Origin of the sequence: Thiomicrorhabdus sp. Kp2 (genome assembly GCF_000478585.1) — a bacterium.
In the GTDB taxonomy this organism is placed as follows: Bacteria; Pseudomonadota; Gammaproteobacteria; order Thiomicrospirales; family Thiomicrospiraceae; genus Thiomicrorhabdus.
Genome location: NZ_ARWI01000001.1, coordinates 45,457 through 61,730, shown reverse-complemented (window position 1 = coordinate 61,730; position 16,274 = coordinate 45,457). Strand labels below are relative to the sequence as shown.

Annotated in this window: 15 protein-coding genes; 2 read left to right on the top strand and 13 right to left on the bottom strand. The window is 38.4% G+C overall.

Annotated elements, in window-relative coordinates; genetic code table 11:
• The first annotated feature begins 419 nt into the window (after nt 1-419).
• Nucleotides 420-1,070, top strand: coding sequence for a peroxiredoxin (locus A379_RS00290; protein WP_040724841.1), 651 nt, complete (start codon nt 420-422; stop codon nt 1,068-1,070).
• A 143-nt stretch (nt 1,071-1,213) separates the two neighbouring features.
• Here A379_RS00290 and A379_RS00285 read toward each other — a convergent pair whose 3' ends face one another.
• From A379_RS00285 to A379_RS00235, 11 genes are all read right to left on the bottom strand, one after another.
• On the bottom strand, nt 1,214-1,663 hold the full coding sequence (locus tag A379_RS00285; RefSeq protein WP_040724839.1) for a DUF302 domain-containing protein: 450 nt from the start codon (nt 1,661-1,663) through the stop codon (nt 1,214-1,216).
• Nucleotides 1,664-1,715: 52 nt separating this feature from the next.
• A complete protein-coding gene (gene amt, locus A379_RS00280; RefSeq protein ID WP_040724837.1) occupies nt 1,716-3,548 on the bottom strand; it encodes an ammonium transporter in 1,833 nt (610 codons plus the stop codon).
• Nucleotides 3,549-3,764: 216 nt separating this feature from the next.
• Nucleotides 3,765-4,424, bottom strand: coding sequence for an oxygen-insensitive NAD(P)H-dependent nitroreductase NfsB (locus tag A379_RS00275; protein WP_040724834.1), 660 nt, complete (start codon nt 4,422-4,424; stop codon nt 3,765-3,767).
• Nucleotides 4,425-4,595: 171 nt separating this feature from the next.
• Nucleotides 4,596-6,149, bottom strand: a complete 1,554-nt coding sequence (locus tag A379_RS00270) for a bifunctional GNAT family N-acetyltransferase/carbon-nitrogen hydrolase family protein (RefSeq protein WP_040724832.1) — start codon at nt 6,147-6,149, stop codon at nt 4,596-4,598.
• 177 nt (nt 6,150-6,326) lie between these two features.
• Complete coding sequence (locus tag A379_RS00265) at nt 6,327-7,766, bottom strand: dicarboxylate/amino acid:cation symporter (protein ID WP_040724831.1); 1,440 nt, start codon at nt 7,764-7,766, stop codon at nt 6,327-6,329.
• Between the two features lie 282 nt (nt 7,767-8,048).
• Nucleotides 8,049-8,375 carry a carboxymuconolactone decarboxylase family protein gene (locus A379_RS00260; RefSeq protein WP_040724829.1) on the bottom strand — a complete coding sequence of 109 codons (327 nt, stop codon included), beginning with the start codon at nt 8,373-8,375 and terminating at the stop codon, nt 8,049-8,051.
• Nucleotides 8,376-8,580: 205 nt separating this feature from the next.
• Nucleotides 8,581-9,450: a sensor domain-containing diguanylate cyclase gene (locus A379_RS00255; protein ID WP_040724827.1), complete on the bottom strand. Its 870-nt coding sequence runs from the start codon at nt 9,448-9,450 to the stop codon at nt 8,581-8,583.
• 252 nt (nt 9,451-9,702) lie between these two features.
• On the bottom strand, nt 9,703-10,176 hold the full coding sequence (locus tag A379_RS00250) for an HAD family hydrolase (protein ID WP_040724825.1): 474 nt from the start codon (nt 10,174-10,176) through the stop codon (nt 9,703-9,705).
• Between the two features lie 86 nt (nt 10,177-10,262).
• Complete coding sequence (locus tag A379_RS00245; RefSeq protein ID WP_157832326.1) at nt 10,263-11,501, bottom strand: TlpA disulfide reductase family protein; 1,239 nt, start codon at nt 11,499-11,501, stop codon at nt 10,263-10,265.
• Between the two features lie 315 nt (nt 11,502-11,816).
• Nucleotides 11,817-12,485, bottom strand: a complete 669-nt coding sequence (locus A379_RS00240) for a rhodanese-like domain-containing protein (RefSeq protein ID WP_040724823.1) — start codon at nt 12,483-12,485, stop codon at nt 11,817-11,819.
• A 261-nt stretch (nt 12,486-12,746) separates the two neighbouring features.
• On the bottom strand, nt 12,747-13,094 hold the full coding sequence (locus A379_RS00235; RefSeq protein WP_040724822.1) for a hypothetical protein: 348 nt from the start codon (nt 13,092-13,094) through the stop codon (nt 12,747-12,749).
• A gap of 261 nt (nt 13,095-13,355) precedes the next feature.
• Here A379_RS00235 and A379_RS00230 point away from each other — a divergent pair, with 261 nt between their 5' ends.
• The gene (locus A379_RS00230) at nt 13,356-13,790 is read left to right on the top strand and encodes a host attachment protein (protein WP_040724821.1); all 435 of its coding nucleotides are present in this window, start codon (nt 13,356-13,358) and stop codon (nt 13,788-13,790) included.
• Nucleotides 13,791-14,054: 264 nt separating this feature from the next.
• On the opposite strand, the gene A379_RS00225 is transcribed toward A379_RS00230, so the two are convergent.
• Nucleotides 14,055-15,404 (bottom strand): sensor domain-containing diguanylate cyclase, encoded by a 1,350-nt coding sequence (locus tag A379_RS00225; RefSeq protein ID WP_040724819.1) that lies wholly within the window; start codon nt 15,402-15,404, stop codon nt 14,055-14,057.
• A 17-nt stretch (nt 15,405-15,421) separates the two neighbouring features.
• Entirely contained in the window at nt 15,422-16,231 is an 810-nt protein-coding gene (locus A379_RS00220) for an ABC transporter substrate-binding protein (RefSeq protein ID WP_040724818.1), read from the bottom strand.
• Nucleotides 16,232-16,274 lie beyond the last annotated feature (43 nt).

Sequence of the window (16,274 nt, the reverse complement as noted above, 5' to 3'; positions counted from 1 at the left end):
CCTTATAGATTTTGTGACAAACTAATTGAATGCTGAAAAGAGTTATTTATATTAGGCTTTATCATTAACCCAAGCTCATAACCCTCAAAGAAGCATCATAAGCTCAATAAAATAAAAAGGCTAGATATTAAAGTTATATGAATGCTCAAATAATAGCATTGACCGCCCCCTCCTGCTCGATACAATAAGTAGAGTTAACCAGTCTAATTTGTCTTTGAATATTGAATACCTAGATTTTAAATGCTTTATCCTTATTTAATTAGCCTGATTAACCAATAGTTAAAAACTATTAAAAATCTTTTTATAATTAATTAGATTAATTTAGAAAAATTCTTTACCATAGGTTTCAAGATTAATAAAACTTATATAGATATAAATTATTAATCAGGTAAGTTAAATTTTCATTCAGGAGATACAATATGGAAAATCAAGAACAAATCATTTCATTACCACGTTTAAATGAAGCAGCACCAGCATTTGATGCAGTAACGACTCACGGCCGTAAAACACTAGAAGATTATAAGGGTAAGTGGTTAATTCTTTTCTCTCACCCAGCTGACTTTACGCCAGTTTGTACCACTGAATTTATGGCTTTCCAAGAGCGTAAACCACAATTTGATGCTATGAACTGTGAGCTTTTAGGTCTTTCTATTGACTCTCACCACTCTCACATTGCTTGGGAATTAAATATTAAACAAAACTGGGGTATGGAAATCGAATTCCCAATCATTGCTGATCTAGACATGAAAGTAGCAAGCTCTTACGGAATGGTTCACCCAGGTGCGGCAGATACTTCTGCAGTACGTGCAACTTTTATCATTGACGATAAAGGTGTACTTCGTGCAATGATGTACTACCCAATGAGCAACGGTCGTTCTATGGATGAGTTTGTACGTCTTGTTAAAGCAATGCAAACTTCTGATGAGCATAAAGTAGCTACACCAGCCGCTTGGCAGCCAGGTGAAAAAGTAATCGTTCCTCCTGCAGCAACAGCAGAAGAAGCTAAAGCACGTATGGCATCTGGCGAATATGACTGTGTTGATTTCTACTTCTGTACTAAATCAATCTAAGTCTTATCTAAGATTGAGCCACTAGCTCATTAATCTTAGAATGTTAAAAGCCAAAGTCTTTAATAGACTTTGGCTTTTTTTATTTTTACCTTTCCTTCACACCCATCTGTGTGAGTTTGCTAAGTAAAGAATATTTCACATCATTATTTCACTGCCAACTTAACCATCCCTTGTAAACCTTTTTCCATTTTGGATAAAATCGTTTCACAGCCCTTAATATTGTATTTTTGTTCTAAATAACGTGGATCGCTATATGAGATCCAAACCTGGTCTTTTTCATCTTTCCAAATGAGTGCTTTCAGTGGTAAATCTATTGCCACTTCTTGCTGACATTGCATTAATAAACTCCCAGCCTTAGGATTTCCAAAAATAAGCAAAACTGTTTCACTTAAATTGATCCCTACTTTATGAGCAGCATCGGAATGATTGATACGGTTAAAAATCGTCATACCCTTCTCTTCTAAAACCGCTTGCATCTTATTTACAGTTTCATCAACCGTTAGAGCGCTTTTAACCTTAACCATTCCTTCAACTGCATAGGCAGACGAAACAGATACCAACATCACCAACACAGTAAAAACAAATCTTTTCATTACAACTCCTTAAATAACATTGGCTTTATGGCTAAACCTGTTTTGCATTGTTTTAAGCTAAAACCCAAGTACCTTTTCCACGTTTTTTAGCTACATACATCGCTGAATCAGCATCCTTTATTAAACTATCTATACTCATATTACTATCTTGGTTAAAAATCTTTAAACCGATTGAGCTATCTATTTCAATCATCCGTTGTTCAGATATTTGTACTGGCTGACGAATAGACTCTAAAAGTTTTTCTGCAAAATTAGCGGCTTCAGTTTCATTGTTAAGCTCTAAAATCAAAATTACAAACTCATCGCCCCCAAAGCGAGCGGCCATACCAATTTTTCTAACTAATAACTGCATTCGTTTTGCTACAGCTTTGAGTATTTCATCACCAGCATCATGTCCAAACTGATCATTCGCTTGTTTAAAACCATCTAAATCTACAAAATACAAACCGTGCATTTGAGGTTCTATTTCAAGATGAACAATCGCTTTTTCAAGCTCTGTAAATAATAACTGCCGTTTTGGCAGGCCTGTAAGTTGATCATAATTTGCCCTATAGGCAATTTCTGCAATTAAAGACTGATTTTCATCTGTTAACTTATTAAATGCAGAAGTTACATTATTATAAAACTCAGCAATCAGAGCTGCATCAGCATAAGGTTCCACCATAATTTTTTGACTAAAATCTTTAGACTTTGCTTGCCGATGCATCATCTGCGCCAAGTCAGTCATGGAGTTAGAGGCATTATGTTCACTAATATTTAAACCAATAATTTCATCCGCCTCGCTTGCTCTGAGCCTCATAAAATGCGTGGCCATTTTTAAAAACAGATAAGAGGTTGTAAAGGCGTAAACCCCTACCGTCAATACACCTATTAATTGAACCCCCAGTTGGTGAAAGATTTGATCTTGAGGATAAAAAAATGCAACCGCTAAAGTACCACTTATACCCGCAAAAAGATGAACTGGAATGGCATCAATCGCATCATCAATTTGAAACTTAACCAAAACATAGCGACCAAATTCGTAAGAGAGATATCCCACAATTCCGATAAAAATAGCATCAATGGGTTGCGCGAGGTTTGCTGAAGCCGTAATACAAACTAACCCAGCAAGAATGCCATGCATAATCGTACTGACATCATAGTATCCAAAAACATAGCGACTATAGATTAACCCTGCTATACCACCAATAGAACCTGAAATTAAGGTATTTAAAATAACAATCCCAGTCTTGTGATTCAATGCCAACATACTGCCACCATTAAAACCAATCCAACCAAGCCAGATAAAGAAAATCCCTAAAGCACTTAAAGCAAGATTGGATTTTTCAAAGCCGTTCTTTAATTCAAAACGTCCCAAACGCGGGCCAATTATAATGATGGCCGCCAGTGCCGCCCAACCACCTACAGAGTGAACAACCGTAGAACCAGCAAAATCCACAAACCCCATTTGAGCGAGCCAGCCAGCCTCATTCCAAATCCAGTGTGCCTGAACAGGATAAACCACTAAAGATACCCAAATGGCAATTAAAAGATAAGTTGGATAGCGCGTTCTTTCAGCTATAGCGCCAGAAATAATGGTAACGGCCGTTGATGCAAACATAGCCTGAAAAAGAACAAAAACAATTTCTGACAAACTACCTTCATAGAAAAACAGTTGATTCCAACCTATCCAACCGCTTATAGAGTTCCCGAGCATTATGCTTGCTCCGAAAATAATAAAAACAATAAATGAGATTAGAAAATCACTGGTGTTCTTTATTGCAGTAGATATGGAGTTTTTGGCACGAGTTTGACCCGCTTCTAAGGCAGTAAATCCTGGTTGCATAAAGGCAACTAAAATTGCACTCAACAACACCCAAAGCGTATCTAAAAGCTCTACTTCCATTAGAAACTCCAATTATAATGTAGATATAAAGGCTTATTTCTCACAATAAAGCAAAAAGAATACCTTAATTTATAACTAACCATATAATAGAAGGTTAATACTTAACAGTAACAAATAATCAATAAAAAGAGATGATGATTTAAGGAAAATGGTGCAAAAAGCACCAATATATAGCTAACAATGTACCGTTATGGTCAATAGCTGAACTGGTTCAGCTTAGTGATTTAGAAAAGTAAACACTTCCTCTTCTGGAAGTCTTGATTTTGGCAAAGATGAATTAAAATCCTCTTTATGACGATAGCCTAATGCCACCATTGCGATAGCGGTATAGCCTTTTTCGATTAACTCAAACTCGTTATTTAGCACACTCACATCAACCCCTTCAATTGGCACAGCGTCAATTTCGAGCATACTAGCACCCAATAAAATCGTACCTATGTTCAGATAGACCTGCTTTTCCATCCAACTTTGCGTGTCATTCAAATTCTTTCTGTGTAAGTCAGCATAAAACCCACGTACCTTACCTGCGATTTCCTTTGCTTCTGGCTTTGGAAAACGACCATTTTTATCTTCGTTTTCTAACAAGTGCTGTAAATACTCATCACTCATCTCCGTTTTAGCACAAAACAAAACCACATGTGAGGCATCTAAAATCTTAGGTTCATTAGCACTGTATACACCTTGTGCGCCTTTAGCCAGTCGCTTTTTGGCGTCTAAATTATCGGCAATCACAAAATGCCAAGGCTGAGAGTTCACACTGGATGGACTCAATCGCAGTAAAGTCTTAATCTGTGCAAAATCAGAATCTGAAATACGTTTGTTTGCATCAAACTTTTTGGTTGCATAACGCCTTTTAACGGCTTCAACAAGAGTCATATTTTTTCCTCAATTATTTTGGTATCGATTATTTTTGTAGCGACTATCTTAGTCGAAAACTCCACAGAGCTAAATACAGATAATAAAAAACCCGCTGAATGATTCAAGCAGGTTAAGAATCAAACCACCGACGAAAAATCATCGTTACCAGGCCTGGTAAATTGATCTAAATTACTCTTTATCGCCAATCCAATTAATACGGTATAAGTCACGGCGACGGTCTAAATAGTTACGTACAGAACCTTCGTTTTTAAGCACACTGAGTTTTTCTAAATCTAAATCAACAATGAGTGTCATTTCTGTATTTGGGGTCGTTTCTGCCATAATCGCATCATGTGGAAACGAAAAATCAGAAGGCGAAAATACCGCCGATTGTGCATATTGAATGTCTGCCCCATCCACTTTGGGTAAATTTCCCACACTTCCTGCAATCGCCACATAACATTCGTTTTCAATTGCTCTGGCTTGAGCGCAGCAGCGTACCCGTAAATAAGCATTTTTGGTATCTGTCCAAAATGGCACAAACAGGATTTGCATCCCCTCTTCCGATTGCATACGTGCAAGCTCTGGAAACTCCACGTCATAACAAATCAAAATACCAATTTTGCCAAAATCGGTATCAAACACATTTAATTTATTACCGCCCGCCATAATCCAAGCGCGTTTTTCATGTGGCGTTGGATGAATTTTATACTGCGATTCAATCGTACCGTCCCTTCGGCAAAAATAGGAGACATTATAGAGCACGTTATTTTCCATAACAGGCAGTGAACCCGCGATAATACTGATGTTATATGCAACGGCTAAACGAGATATTTCTTCAACCGTCTGCTCAGAATATTCAGAGAGCGCCTTAATTGAATCGATTGAGTTCTGATGGGTATCAATCCCCATTAATGGCGCATTAAAGAGCTCTGGAAAAAGCGCTAAATCACACTGATAGTCGGCCAATGCATCCACAAAAAATTCAACCTGTTGAATCAAATCTTCCATAGATTGTACGGGGCGCATTTGCCACTGAACACAACCAATTCTTGCCGACGTTTTTACTGCACCAAACAGTGGTGCTTTCTGCTTATCGTAATAGAGGTTAGTCCATTCCAGCAAAGTAGCATAGCCTTTTGATTCTTTATCTTCAGGCAGGTAGTCACTTAGTACTCTCTTCACTTCAAAATCATTAGAGAGTTGAAAGGTTAAAATCGGGTCGTAAATCTCTTTTTTCTTAACCCGTTCAATATACTTTTGCGGAGACATCTCATGGGCGTGATTTTTATAATTTGGAATTCGACCACCAGCCACAATCGACTTGAGATTTAAGTTCTGACACAGCTCTTTTCTGGCTTCGTACAACCTGCGGCCTAAACGCATTCCTTGGTAATCAGGATGCACCACCACCTCTGCGCCGTACAACACATCGCCCCTTGGATCGTGGGTTGTAAGATAAGCATTACCAGTAATCTCTTCATAAGTGTGATAGTCGCCAAACTTGTCATAATCCACAATTAATGAGAAGGCGGCGGCAATCACTTTTCCATGATCTTCAATACATATCTGCCCCTCTGGAAAAGTGGCTAATTGCGCTTTAAACACCTTCTCTGGCCCAGCACCATCCATATCGGGGTACACAATCGCCATCATCTCTTTAAGATCAGGAAAATCGGTTAATTCTAAATTTCTTAATATCAGTCGATGCTCTGAATCTTCTATTGAAATATTTGAGTCCATAAAATCCTAACCTTTTTGCAAATCATGTCGATTATCGTCCAGCCAATATAACGAAAATACATTATCTGGGTCAATAAAAAACCCGCTTAATAACAGTTAGCGGGCTTGACTGGTGTAAAAGAGACCAGGCCTGGAAGCTACAATAGATTTACCTTTTTTAAACACAAATAGTATCAATTACTTCACATTCTCTGGGGTTAAAACATCCATCCCCGTTTTCTCACGAATATCCTCATGTAAAGATTCTTCTTTTAGCTCTTCTTTCAATGTCGCTTTTGAGCCGACCCAACGATCCATAAGTTTAGCAGCAACCAAATCACCTGTAACATTAATAGCGGTACGACTCATATCAAGAATACGGTCAACCCCCATAATCAATGCGATTCCTGCGGGTGGAATTCCGACCGAGTTAAGTACCATAGCCAAAATAACAATCCCCACGCCTGGCGTAGCTGGAGCACCGATAGAAGCTCCCACAGAGGTTAATATTATCAATACCATTCCACTCAGACCGATTTCAATACCAAACACCTGAGCAAGAAATAATGCGGCAACCCCTTGATACAAAGCCGTTCCATTCATATTAATGGTTGCACCGAGCGGAATAACAAATTGAGAGACCGAGGGCCTTACTTTTAACTTCTCTTCGGCTGTTTTAATAGATAATGGCATGACCGCTGCAGAACTCGAGGTTGAAAATGCCAGTAACATAACCTCTCTTATGTCACGGATAAAACTGAATGGATACTCTCTTGCAATAAGAAAAATCATAATCAAATAGGTCATGAACAATAACAACAAAGCGAACAAAACCGTTCCAACATAAACGGCCATACCGAGTAAAGCATCCATACCCAGTTTGGCCGTCAATTGCGCCAATAAACCAAACACTGCAATGGGTGCTAACACCATAGCCCAGCGCACGACCGTCATACAGACTTCCTGCAAAGAACCTAACAAATCTAACATCGGTTTAGCCTGTGCTGGAGCCATCATCACTAATGCAACCCCAACAACCATAGCAAAGATGACCACTTGCAGCATATCACTTTCAACCATCGACCCTAATGGGTTTGCAGGAAGCAAAGAGACCACTTTTTGAGGCAGGTCTGAAATATTGATACTTTGTGACGAGGCTTGTTCAGCTAATACAGGTGCAATTGACATATTGGCCTGGAGTGCCTGACTATCGATGTAGGTACCAGGCTTAATGACCGAAGCTACGATTAACCCAATAACAATTGCCATTGCCGTAGTCGCGATAAAAAACAACACAACACGAAACCCCATACTGCGAAGTTGCTCAAGATCCTCTGTAGCGGCAAGCCCTCGTATAATTGAGGCAAAAATGAGCGGTATAACAATCATCTGAATAAGTGCCAGAAATAATTTTCCTGGAAAAGCCAGCCAGTCCCCAACCAAGATTGCCATTGAAGGTTCAACCAAACCTACCGAAGGCCCAATGAGTACTCCAGTCACAATCCCTAAAACCATTCCAATTAAAACCTGTAGCCACAAGCGATTATGAACCATAGACTGTAAATAGTTCGTGAGGTATTTAAGAGAACGTGGGTGTAACAAACCAATAGAATCATTCTGCTTTTGGTCTTTTGACATAACTTCACTCCAAATTAGTCTTACCAGCAATAATTAAACATAATTTCATTAAAAAAAATAGGGTAATAACTCAAGCGAGCTTAAAATGAATAGAGATAAGTCAACTCAGTCTTTGCGGGATTTCAAGTAAAAAATTTTATTTATGAGATTGATACAAAAAACCTACATGAAGTAGGTTTGGTTTTGTGCTTATTGAGAGTAAATCAAATTAGACTCTTAACCTAGCCAGAATATCGACTATATGATTTAGGTGTAATTTAATTCAGATTGTGTGAAGGCCAATTATTTAAAGTATTTATCCAACTCTTCATAGACCACTTCAATATACATTAACTTTGGACCGCCTCCCATGACAACCGCCATCATAGCGGCTTCAAGAATCTCTTCTTTCGTCGCTTTTTGATCCACACACCCTTTTACATGCACTGCTATACACCAAGCGCATTGAAATGCCACACCTAAAGAAAGCAACATTAAATGTTTGGTTTTTTCTTCTAAAGCACCATCCGCTTCGGCCACTTTAACAAAACCGCCAAACTGTTTTAACTGCTCTGGCATATCTTTCATAAGACGTTCCATCATCGCCCCTGTTTCCTGTAATCGTTCCATAACCACCTCCAAGACTTAAACTGAAAATAATATAAACCCATTTAATATTACTCTTTTAGCAAGTTTAAAAATGAATTTATTGTGAATATGCTGATATAAAAAGAGCAAAAAAAACGGTTATACAAGCTCTATCAAACTTTGAATACTGAAAAGAGGGCTTAACAATCTATCTTTTATTTTATTACTATTTCCAGGTGTTTAATGGCTAGGAACAAGCTCTCTTCCCTTTGGCTTTGTACATATCAACATCGGCAGCCGTAAGTAAACTGTCCATTGTTGTGCCATCTTCAGGGTAAATGGCTACACCAATACTACAACTGACTTGAAGCTGTTTATCATCAAAAATAAATACTTCATTTAATTTGTTTTCAATCGTTTCAACCATGCTAGAAAGATCATTTTTATTAGAGATATTTTCTAATAACAGAACAAATTCATCACCACCAATTCTGCCGACCGTATCTGATTTGCGAATGGTTTTCTCCAAGCGTGAAGCCGTTTCAACCAGAACTTGATCGCCAAATGTATGGCCTTTTGTGTCGTTAATGACTTTAAAATCATCCAAATCGATAAAAAGCAAAGCAAAGTGATTTTTACTACGTTCTGACTGTGCAATTAAATGTTCAATACGGTCAATCAGAAGGTAACGATTAGGAATTTTTGTGAGGTAATCATAATGTGCAAGCTGCTCAAGTCGCTTAGTTTCTTTTATACGATCCGTGATATCACGATTGATACCTAATGCGCCTATCATCTGTTCATTGTCTGCATAAATGGGTACACACATAGACTCAATCCAGCCAATATCACCGTTTTTACGCAACATCCTAATTTCACCAGACCATTTGCCAAATTTTTCAACCGCTGAAATCACTTCTAAAGTGATTTTTTCAGAATCCTCTGGAACATGTAAGATGTTAACGGGTTGTCCAATGGCTTCATTTTTAGAATAGCCGTACAACTCTTCTGAACCCTTATTCCAATCGATTATGACGCCTTGTAAATCCGTTACGACCACTGCATCGAACAGATAATCAAAAGCCTTAGCGCGTTGTTTAAGCGTATCCAAATTCATAATGTATTAAGCACCAAAGCTATTCATAATTATTAGAAAGATTTACCAACAGGTTCACTTATCAGAAAGCAAGTGAGAAACGTTTTACCCATTAAATAAAGCAAACATTCGTTAATCTCACAAGTAATTTTGATTATAACGTTTAATCCAAAATGGTATGTCATATTATTATTGGGCATAACTTAAGAGGATTAATGCACTCTATCTACCCCCCATTCAGCTGCTTAACTCGTTTAAACCCGCCTTATGAGATTAGGCATTACGCAAAGAAGCCATTAGGCGCTTAGGTTTAAGCAAAGAGTCTAAAACATCCACAATACTACTAAATACTAAATCGCTTGCCATAAGCGTTTTGGTGAAACAGCCTTCCTCTTGAATAACCACAATTCCCAAAGCAGCCTCTTTAAGCATAAACGCATCATTAAAGCCATTACCAACTGCAACACAGTTTTTTGCGTTCAAATGGTTAACATAGTCTTGTTTCTGCTTGTCTTGATGACTCTTTTCAATCACATAAATCGTGACCCCACTGCCCAAAAAAGCGTTATGCACCGAACCATGCGTATCTGCGGTAATCACATGCACTTGCAATAGACTAGAAAGCGCCTGTAATTTGCTCAAAACATTCTCTTTTAGAATGCCATCGCAAGCGACGGTGCCGTTATAATCCAAAACTAGGTGTTTTAACTCTAGGGTGTCATTACCAGGTACTTCAATCGTTAACATAGGCTTTACTTTCCAATTCTTTACAAAGGTTTGTTATTAACCAATGACCAATAAAATAATTCAAAGAAATTTTTGCTATCACACGACTACTCCTTAATCATTAATTCAATTGTCTCTTTGATTTTAGGTTCATCCCACTCAATCGCCGCATTTACTGAATAGCGTAAATTACCTTGGGCATCAATAATGAAAGAGCTTGGAAAAGAAAATATTTCATAACGGTTAGAGACTTTTCCATCCAAATCAATCAGCACTGGAAAATCCACTTTTACACTCTTTAAAAACGCTGCAATCGTTTCTGGGTTCTCTTTAAAATTCACAGAGACAATCTCAAAATCACTCGTCTTAAACGATTCTGCTAGGCGATTCATCGAAGGAATCTCTTTCACACAAGGTGGACACCAACTCGCCCAAAAATTCAGCAATATGACTTTGCCCCGCTTATTGTTTAACTGAATCGCCTTACCGTAGATATCGGTTAACTGAAAATTAGGTGCTGGACGGCTGGCAATCGGCACCAACCCTTTTACGCTAACAGTTGCCTCTTTGTTTAAAAGGGTTTTAACAGGCTTAAAGCGAGTGTTTTCTGCAACCAGCCCAGCTTTTAACCAAACTTCCAATTGCTCTGGAATCATCTCGCCTAATTTTTTCTCCAAAGCCGTCGGTTCACGTCTTAAAAAATACCAATCTCTAACATCAAGCGCCGCAGCAACCGTTACTTGGCTCTGGTTTCTTTCCAACGCCTCAATGACTTCAGGTAATTTCCATTTATAGGTGCCCTGTGTTGGCTGAACAAGCGTAATCGGCAAACTGCTTGCAGAAACAATTGGGAATAACGCAGGTGCATCCCCCGCTTTTTTAGGGGCATCAAATAGATTCGGAAAAAAGGTCACCACCTGCTTCAACTTTCCAACCCCATTTTGAGGGTCGCTTTTAAGCTGCCATAAACGACTACCTCGCAATAACACCAAACTCATTCGCCCTGTACTAACTGGCACAAAACCTCGATTTTGTTGGTTTGCATATTGCAAAACGGCCGCCACACCTTCACCTGTTAAAGCTCGAACATTGGTTGGTGTGCGCTCAATAAAATAAGACTCCAACAAATCAACCTGCCAAAACTCATAACCTAGGTCATTGAATTCAGATATTAATTGTCTAAAAGGCGGACGGCTTGCATAGCCTTCGGTAAACCAGATTAATAAAGGCTTTTCTGAGTCCGAAAAAGTCGCTGGATAAACTTTAACCGCCACCTCCTCACCAGAATCAAGCGACAAATTAAAATGGCTACTTGCTTGTGCAGTTGAAACACCCAAAAAAACCATTATCAAAAAAAGCCAAATACGCACCTGTAAACCCTCTTATAGAGAAACTTCAACCATCTTATATTTATAAAGCGCCTGTTGGAAAGTTTTATTTAAACCCCATCCATTGCCGCTACCCTAAATCATTTCATTACCCAATAAAAAACCCGTTTCACACACTGGTCAAACGGGGCTTTCAATACATTTAATTTACCAGGCCTGGCAAACATAGAGTTTAACGATGTCTTGTAAGCCTACGGTAAATTAAATTTTGTATAAAACGAGATTGTTTTAAGAGTTATATTACGGTTAGATTATGGTTAGTTCAGGGTTTGTTTATGGTTTAACCGTTGTTAAGCCTAACGCATTCCAGGCTTGCATACCGCCTCGATACCAATAAATTTTATCTGCTGGATAGCCCATACTGACTAAGGTTTTAATATTAGTTGGTGACTGACCACACCAAGGACCATTACAAAACATCACCAAATCCTTTGCATTGGAAAAGTCCCAAATGCCATCTTCCACTTTGGCTCCAAAACGCTCGGTCAAAATACTCTCAACCACCATTGGTTCAAAATTAGACGCTTTACGGTACAGTTGCGTCCACGGAATATTAATCGCCGTAGGAATAGTGCCTTTAGCAACCCAGTCTGGCGTTCGTGAATCAATAATTAATAGGTTCTTATCCCCATTCGATTTACCTTTAAGAAAAGTTAACATCTCCAGTTCACCAATTGTATGAACCCCTGGCAGTAAATTGATGGGTTGCACACAAAAAGGCGGGCAATTTCTTGAGGTTAAAGCGTAATCTTTAACAATGGTGTTTTCTGCATTTTGGTTACGCTGTATCACAATCGGCTTGCCATTGTGCAACACGGTGATAGAACCGATTTTATCGGTGATTTTTACCTTAAGTTCAGGCTTGGACACTTCTGCAGACCAAGCTGGTACTGAAAAAAGCATGATAACGGTGGTACACATTAATAACATTTTATAAAACATGACTCCTCCTTCAATTAGCTCAATTTGGCTAGTCGTTCAGTATTGATATTACCAGAAGGCCGTAAAAAACAAAATGTATAAAGGCGCTAGAGGAATTAACCAATAAGAAATGAAAGGCGTGTTTTATTGGTTTTAACATACCTGCTCTAACAGGTTGATTAAACAAAGATTAAACGAGGGTTAAACAATTTTGATATATAAAATTAAGCACTCTATGTTTTCAAAAGCTCATTGGACACTGAACATACCAGGCCTGGTTATTTACGCACCTTCGGCAAGCAAACAAACATCGGTTTCTCCAGCAGGTTTATGAATGGTCAGTCTTATTTTGCACTGTTCGGGTAGTTCGCAAATAGGCGTTGGATCATCCGCACAACAATCTCCCGCCTCCATGCCAGTATAAAATACCAATACCGTCAAAACCAAAGCTTGCTTAGTTTCATCGGCATTAAGTAACATAAAACTAATATCCGTGTCTGCCACACGGTTACTCATGGCCAGCCCTTGCTGTAAAGGCCATTGCGATTTATCCACTTGCTGAAGCTCTTTATGTAACACTCTTTTAAAATCAACGGTTGGCCAAGAAACAAGTACTTGTAATAAGTTCATAAGACCTCCTCCAACAAAACGGTTATTGATAAGTTTACCAGGCCTGGTAGACAGGCTCTCATTAAAAGTCTTTAAAGCTTCCCCCACAAAACGGAACACTAAATATAAACAATAAAGATTCGAATGAATCCCAAAATTAGTTTAGTATGAAAGATTGGGACAAGATAAGCATTTGTTTTTCCGAACATTACATGCCTAATATGTCTCTAGTTATAACCCACAAAGCATACATATGTAAATTTCCAATTTAGGAGGATTCAAATGAGCACAATCGGTTATGCAATACTTGTTGATTTAGGAAATATTAAAGTTTTTGCGGTCAATAAAAGTGAACAAAACAGCACTTCTCTACAAGCCTACCAATCAACTGAAAACACAGAGGTTCGCACAAAAATATCTGAACTCTATAGCGACAAGGCGGGAGACTATTCCAACTCTGTTACTGGGGCCAATAGTTCCTATGAAAACAAAAGCGACCTTGAAATAAAACACCGCTCCATTGAACTCATTAGCGGGTTTATTAATGAATTTGCAGACAAACATGAAGAAAAAATTTATCTCGCTATTTCTGATCCCATTCACAGTAAAGTAGAAACAAAACTTACCGCGACAACAAAATCAAAAATATCTAAATCTCTCGCAAAAAACCTGACTCAGCAAAACGTGGATAATGTTATAAAAGCGTTTGAATTCTAGATGTAAAACAGGTTGGTTTTAATCAAACTATTTTAATAAAACCCGCTTAACCAAATGGCTATAAAGTGCCCCCCTAAAGGTTGGACACCAATCTATGAGGGCACTTCACTAAACGGGGTTTTTATTCGTTTAAATAAAAAATTACTCAAGCTTAACCACTCACAATCTAATGAAAAATAAATATCCACTTTAAGTTCTTTTTATTCATTTAGATTTGAAACAACAGAGTCACTTTATTGAGAGTGGTTGTATTGATTTTATATTTCAAGAGACAGAGTGAAGCTCGCTGTAACAGACTACCTGATTCCTACCTCGGTGTTTTGCTTCGTATAAAGCTTGATCGGATTGAGCTAAAGTCTCCTCTAAAGTAAAGTTTTTTGGATTAGCTTCGATCACACCAAAACTCGCACTACTGGTAATGATTTGTCCCTCGTGCTCCACCTGAAGCTTCATAAATGCCTGCCGAATTTTTTCCGCTAACAACTTAGCTCCTTGCTCATCAGTCCGAGCTAGAATTAGGGCAAATTCTTCACCGCCAAGCCGTCCATTCAAATCTGAAGTACGAATAAGCGATGAAATTGTTTGCGCAAAAGCTGCTAGTACCTTATCTCCAGCCGAGTGACCATAAGTATCGTTAATGGTTTTAAAGTGGTCGATATCCATCATAATCATACTCAAATGTTCACCATTACGGACGGCTTCATTAAAGAGATGATTACCAATATCGAAAAAGGCACGACGCGTCTTTAAATTGGTGAGCATATCGGTAGAAGCAAGTAATTCAGCCTCATCTTTTGCCTTTTCAAGCTGATGTGTACGAACTTTAACCATTTGATCGAGTTCGGCATTAAGCGTCACCAATGCTTGCTGTTTGGTGTTTAACTCTTCAATCATTTGGTTATAACTGCCTTTTAGAACCTGTATCTCATTTTTATCGGACCAGGGCAGTTCTAAAGTGATTGGCTTAGGTTCGTTTATATCCTGACTCTTAATTTTATCGGTAAACTCATTTAGGGGTTCGCCCAAATAACGTTTGATAAAATAAAAAGCAATCAGCCAAAGCGCAAAGGTTTTGACCACTGAGTTAATCAGAATCAAAAAGAAACCGTATTTCACGCGCTCAAAAACCAGACGTTCATTCGAATAAAGCGTCACTTGACCTAAAGGTTGCAGCTCCTTGAAAGCGGGCCCATTATACGTAATTGGAAAAGTGTGACTAAAAAGAGAGGACGACCCCAACCCAGTCTCAGTTGGCTGAGAAAGTTTTCCTTGGCTATCATAAAATACTGGGCGTAATTCATCATCGAATATCGCACCGATCTTATAATCCATTTTATGGTCGAGAGATTTCACTTCAACGCCCACAACAATCGGGATGTTGTAGACGCCTTTTAAAATGGATTCAAGTAATTCTTGATTATAAGTCCAGACAGAGTCACTAATCCCTTGGCTAAAAGTCGCTGGCAATAACTGGATTTCTTGATAGAAGGTATTTTTAGTATTCTCGTACTCTTTATAAAGCTGAATGGCAGTAACCAATAGCGTCACAATAAAATAAAAACCGAAAATGACTACTAATAAATGTAGTGCAATGGAGTGGCGATATCGGAACATAATCGTCTAACTTGAACTTAACGCTGCCAATCTTGAATACCATAAGTCGACAGGATTTTTTGCAACTGGCCACTTTGACGCATCTTTTCAACTTCCTCTTCTAAAATCTGGGCATACTGCTTAGATTTTGGAAGTACTGGAGAGAATCCTGAGTAAACATTAATCACCGCGGAGGTCGAGCCAGAAACCCGAACCTGATCGGCATACCCCATTTGCTGTATTTTGTATTCCAGAACCATTTTATCGTCAATAACCGCAGTCAAACGTCCTGACAATAACATTTGCAACAGCCTTTCAAGAGGCTTTTCGCCAGTAATTTCCAAAACATTTTTAGGGTGTTGATTAATATAATCCATAACCTCAGAATCGACATAATCATATCCTTTAATGACACCAATCATTTTAGCTTGCTTAAGGGAATCTAATCCTTGATAGCGCCAATCATTGCCTTTGCGACTAAAAAAGGTGCTATTGCTTATTCCTTGAACCGCATTTGAAAAGACAAAATCGGGGGCTTCCTCTTTAAAGCAAGCCATCGTAGCATCCAACTTTCCTTCTCTAACCAGTTCTAAACCTCTAGAATAAGAAACCTCAACAAACTCAACTTTATGCCCCCTGTTCTGCATAGCGGCAACCAAAAGATCACCCATATAACCGACTTTGCCATCATTCTGAGAGGCAATACAGTCATAAGGACACCATTCATCCGTTGCTATTCTTAAAGTATCCGCCATGCTTTGTTGGGGTACAAATAGAACGAAACTAAAAATAAAGGTTACAAAATGTAATTTACGCTTTCTCTGCAAGGTAGCAATCAGGTTCATCATTGTCGCTTCTAAATGTATTTATTATGAAATTATCATTCATCGT

What these genes read in the sequence shown, in the direction of transcription:
- A379_RS00225 (WP_040724819.1), bottom strand. Translation starts at nt 15,404, where the DNA reads ATGTTCCGATATCGCCACTCCATTGCACTACATTTATTAGTAGTCATT.
- A379_RS00230 (WP_040724821.1), top strand. Translation starts at nt 13,356, where the DNA reads ATGAGCACAATCGGTTATGCAATACTTGTTGATTTAGGAAATATTAAA.
- A379_RS00260 (WP_040724829.1), bottom strand. Translation starts at nt 8,375, where the DNA reads ATGGAACGATTACAGGAAACAGGGGCGATGATGGAACGTCTTATGAAA.
- amt (WP_040724837.1), bottom strand. Translation starts at nt 3,548, where the DNA reads ATGGAAGTAGAGCTTTTAGATACGCTTTGGGTGTTGTTGAGTGCAATT.
- A379_RS00275 (WP_040724834.1), bottom strand. Translation starts at nt 4,424, where the DNA reads ATGACTCTTGTTGAAGCCGTTAAAAGGCGTTATGCAACCAAAAAGTTT.
- A379_RS00250 (WP_040724825.1), bottom strand. Translation starts at nt 10,176, where the DNA reads ATGTTAACGATTGAAGTACCTGGTAATGACACCCTAGAGTTAAAACAC.
- A379_RS00265 (WP_040724831.1), bottom strand. Translation starts at nt 7,766, where the DNA reads ATGTCAAAAGACCAAAAGCAGAATGATTCTATTGGTTTGTTACACCCA.
- A379_RS00255 (WP_040724827.1), bottom strand. Translation starts at nt 9,450, where the DNA reads ATGAATTTGGATACGCTTAAACAACGCGCTAAGGCTTTTGATTATCTG.
- A379_RS00235 (WP_040724822.1), bottom strand. Translation starts at nt 13,094, where the DNA reads ATGAACTTATTACAAGTACTTGTTTCTTGGCCAACCGTTGATTTTAAA.
- A379_RS00245 (WP_157832326.1), bottom strand. Translation starts at nt 11,501, where the DNA reads ATGGTTTTTTTGGGTGTTTCAACTGCACAAGCAAGTAGCCATTTTAAT.
- A379_RS00240 (WP_040724823.1), bottom strand. Translation starts at nt 12,485, where the DNA reads ATGTTTTATAAAATGTTATTAATGTGTACCACCGTTATCATGCTTTTT.
- A379_RS00285 (WP_040724839.1), bottom strand. Translation starts at nt 1,663, where the DNA reads ATGAAAAGATTTGTTTTTACTGTGTTGGTGATGTTGGTATCTGTTTCG.
- A379_RS00290 (WP_040724841.1), top strand. Translation starts at nt 420, where the DNA reads ATGGAAAATCAAGAACAAATCATTTCATTACCACGTTTAAATGAAGCA.
- A379_RS00220 (WP_040724818.1), bottom strand. Translation starts at nt 16,231, where the DNA reads ATGATGAACCTGATTGCTACCTTGCAGAGAAAGCGTAAATTACATTTT.
- A379_RS00270 (WP_040724832.1), bottom strand. Translation starts at nt 6,149, where the DNA reads ATGGACTCAAATATTTCAATAGAAGATTCAGAGCATCGACTGATATTA.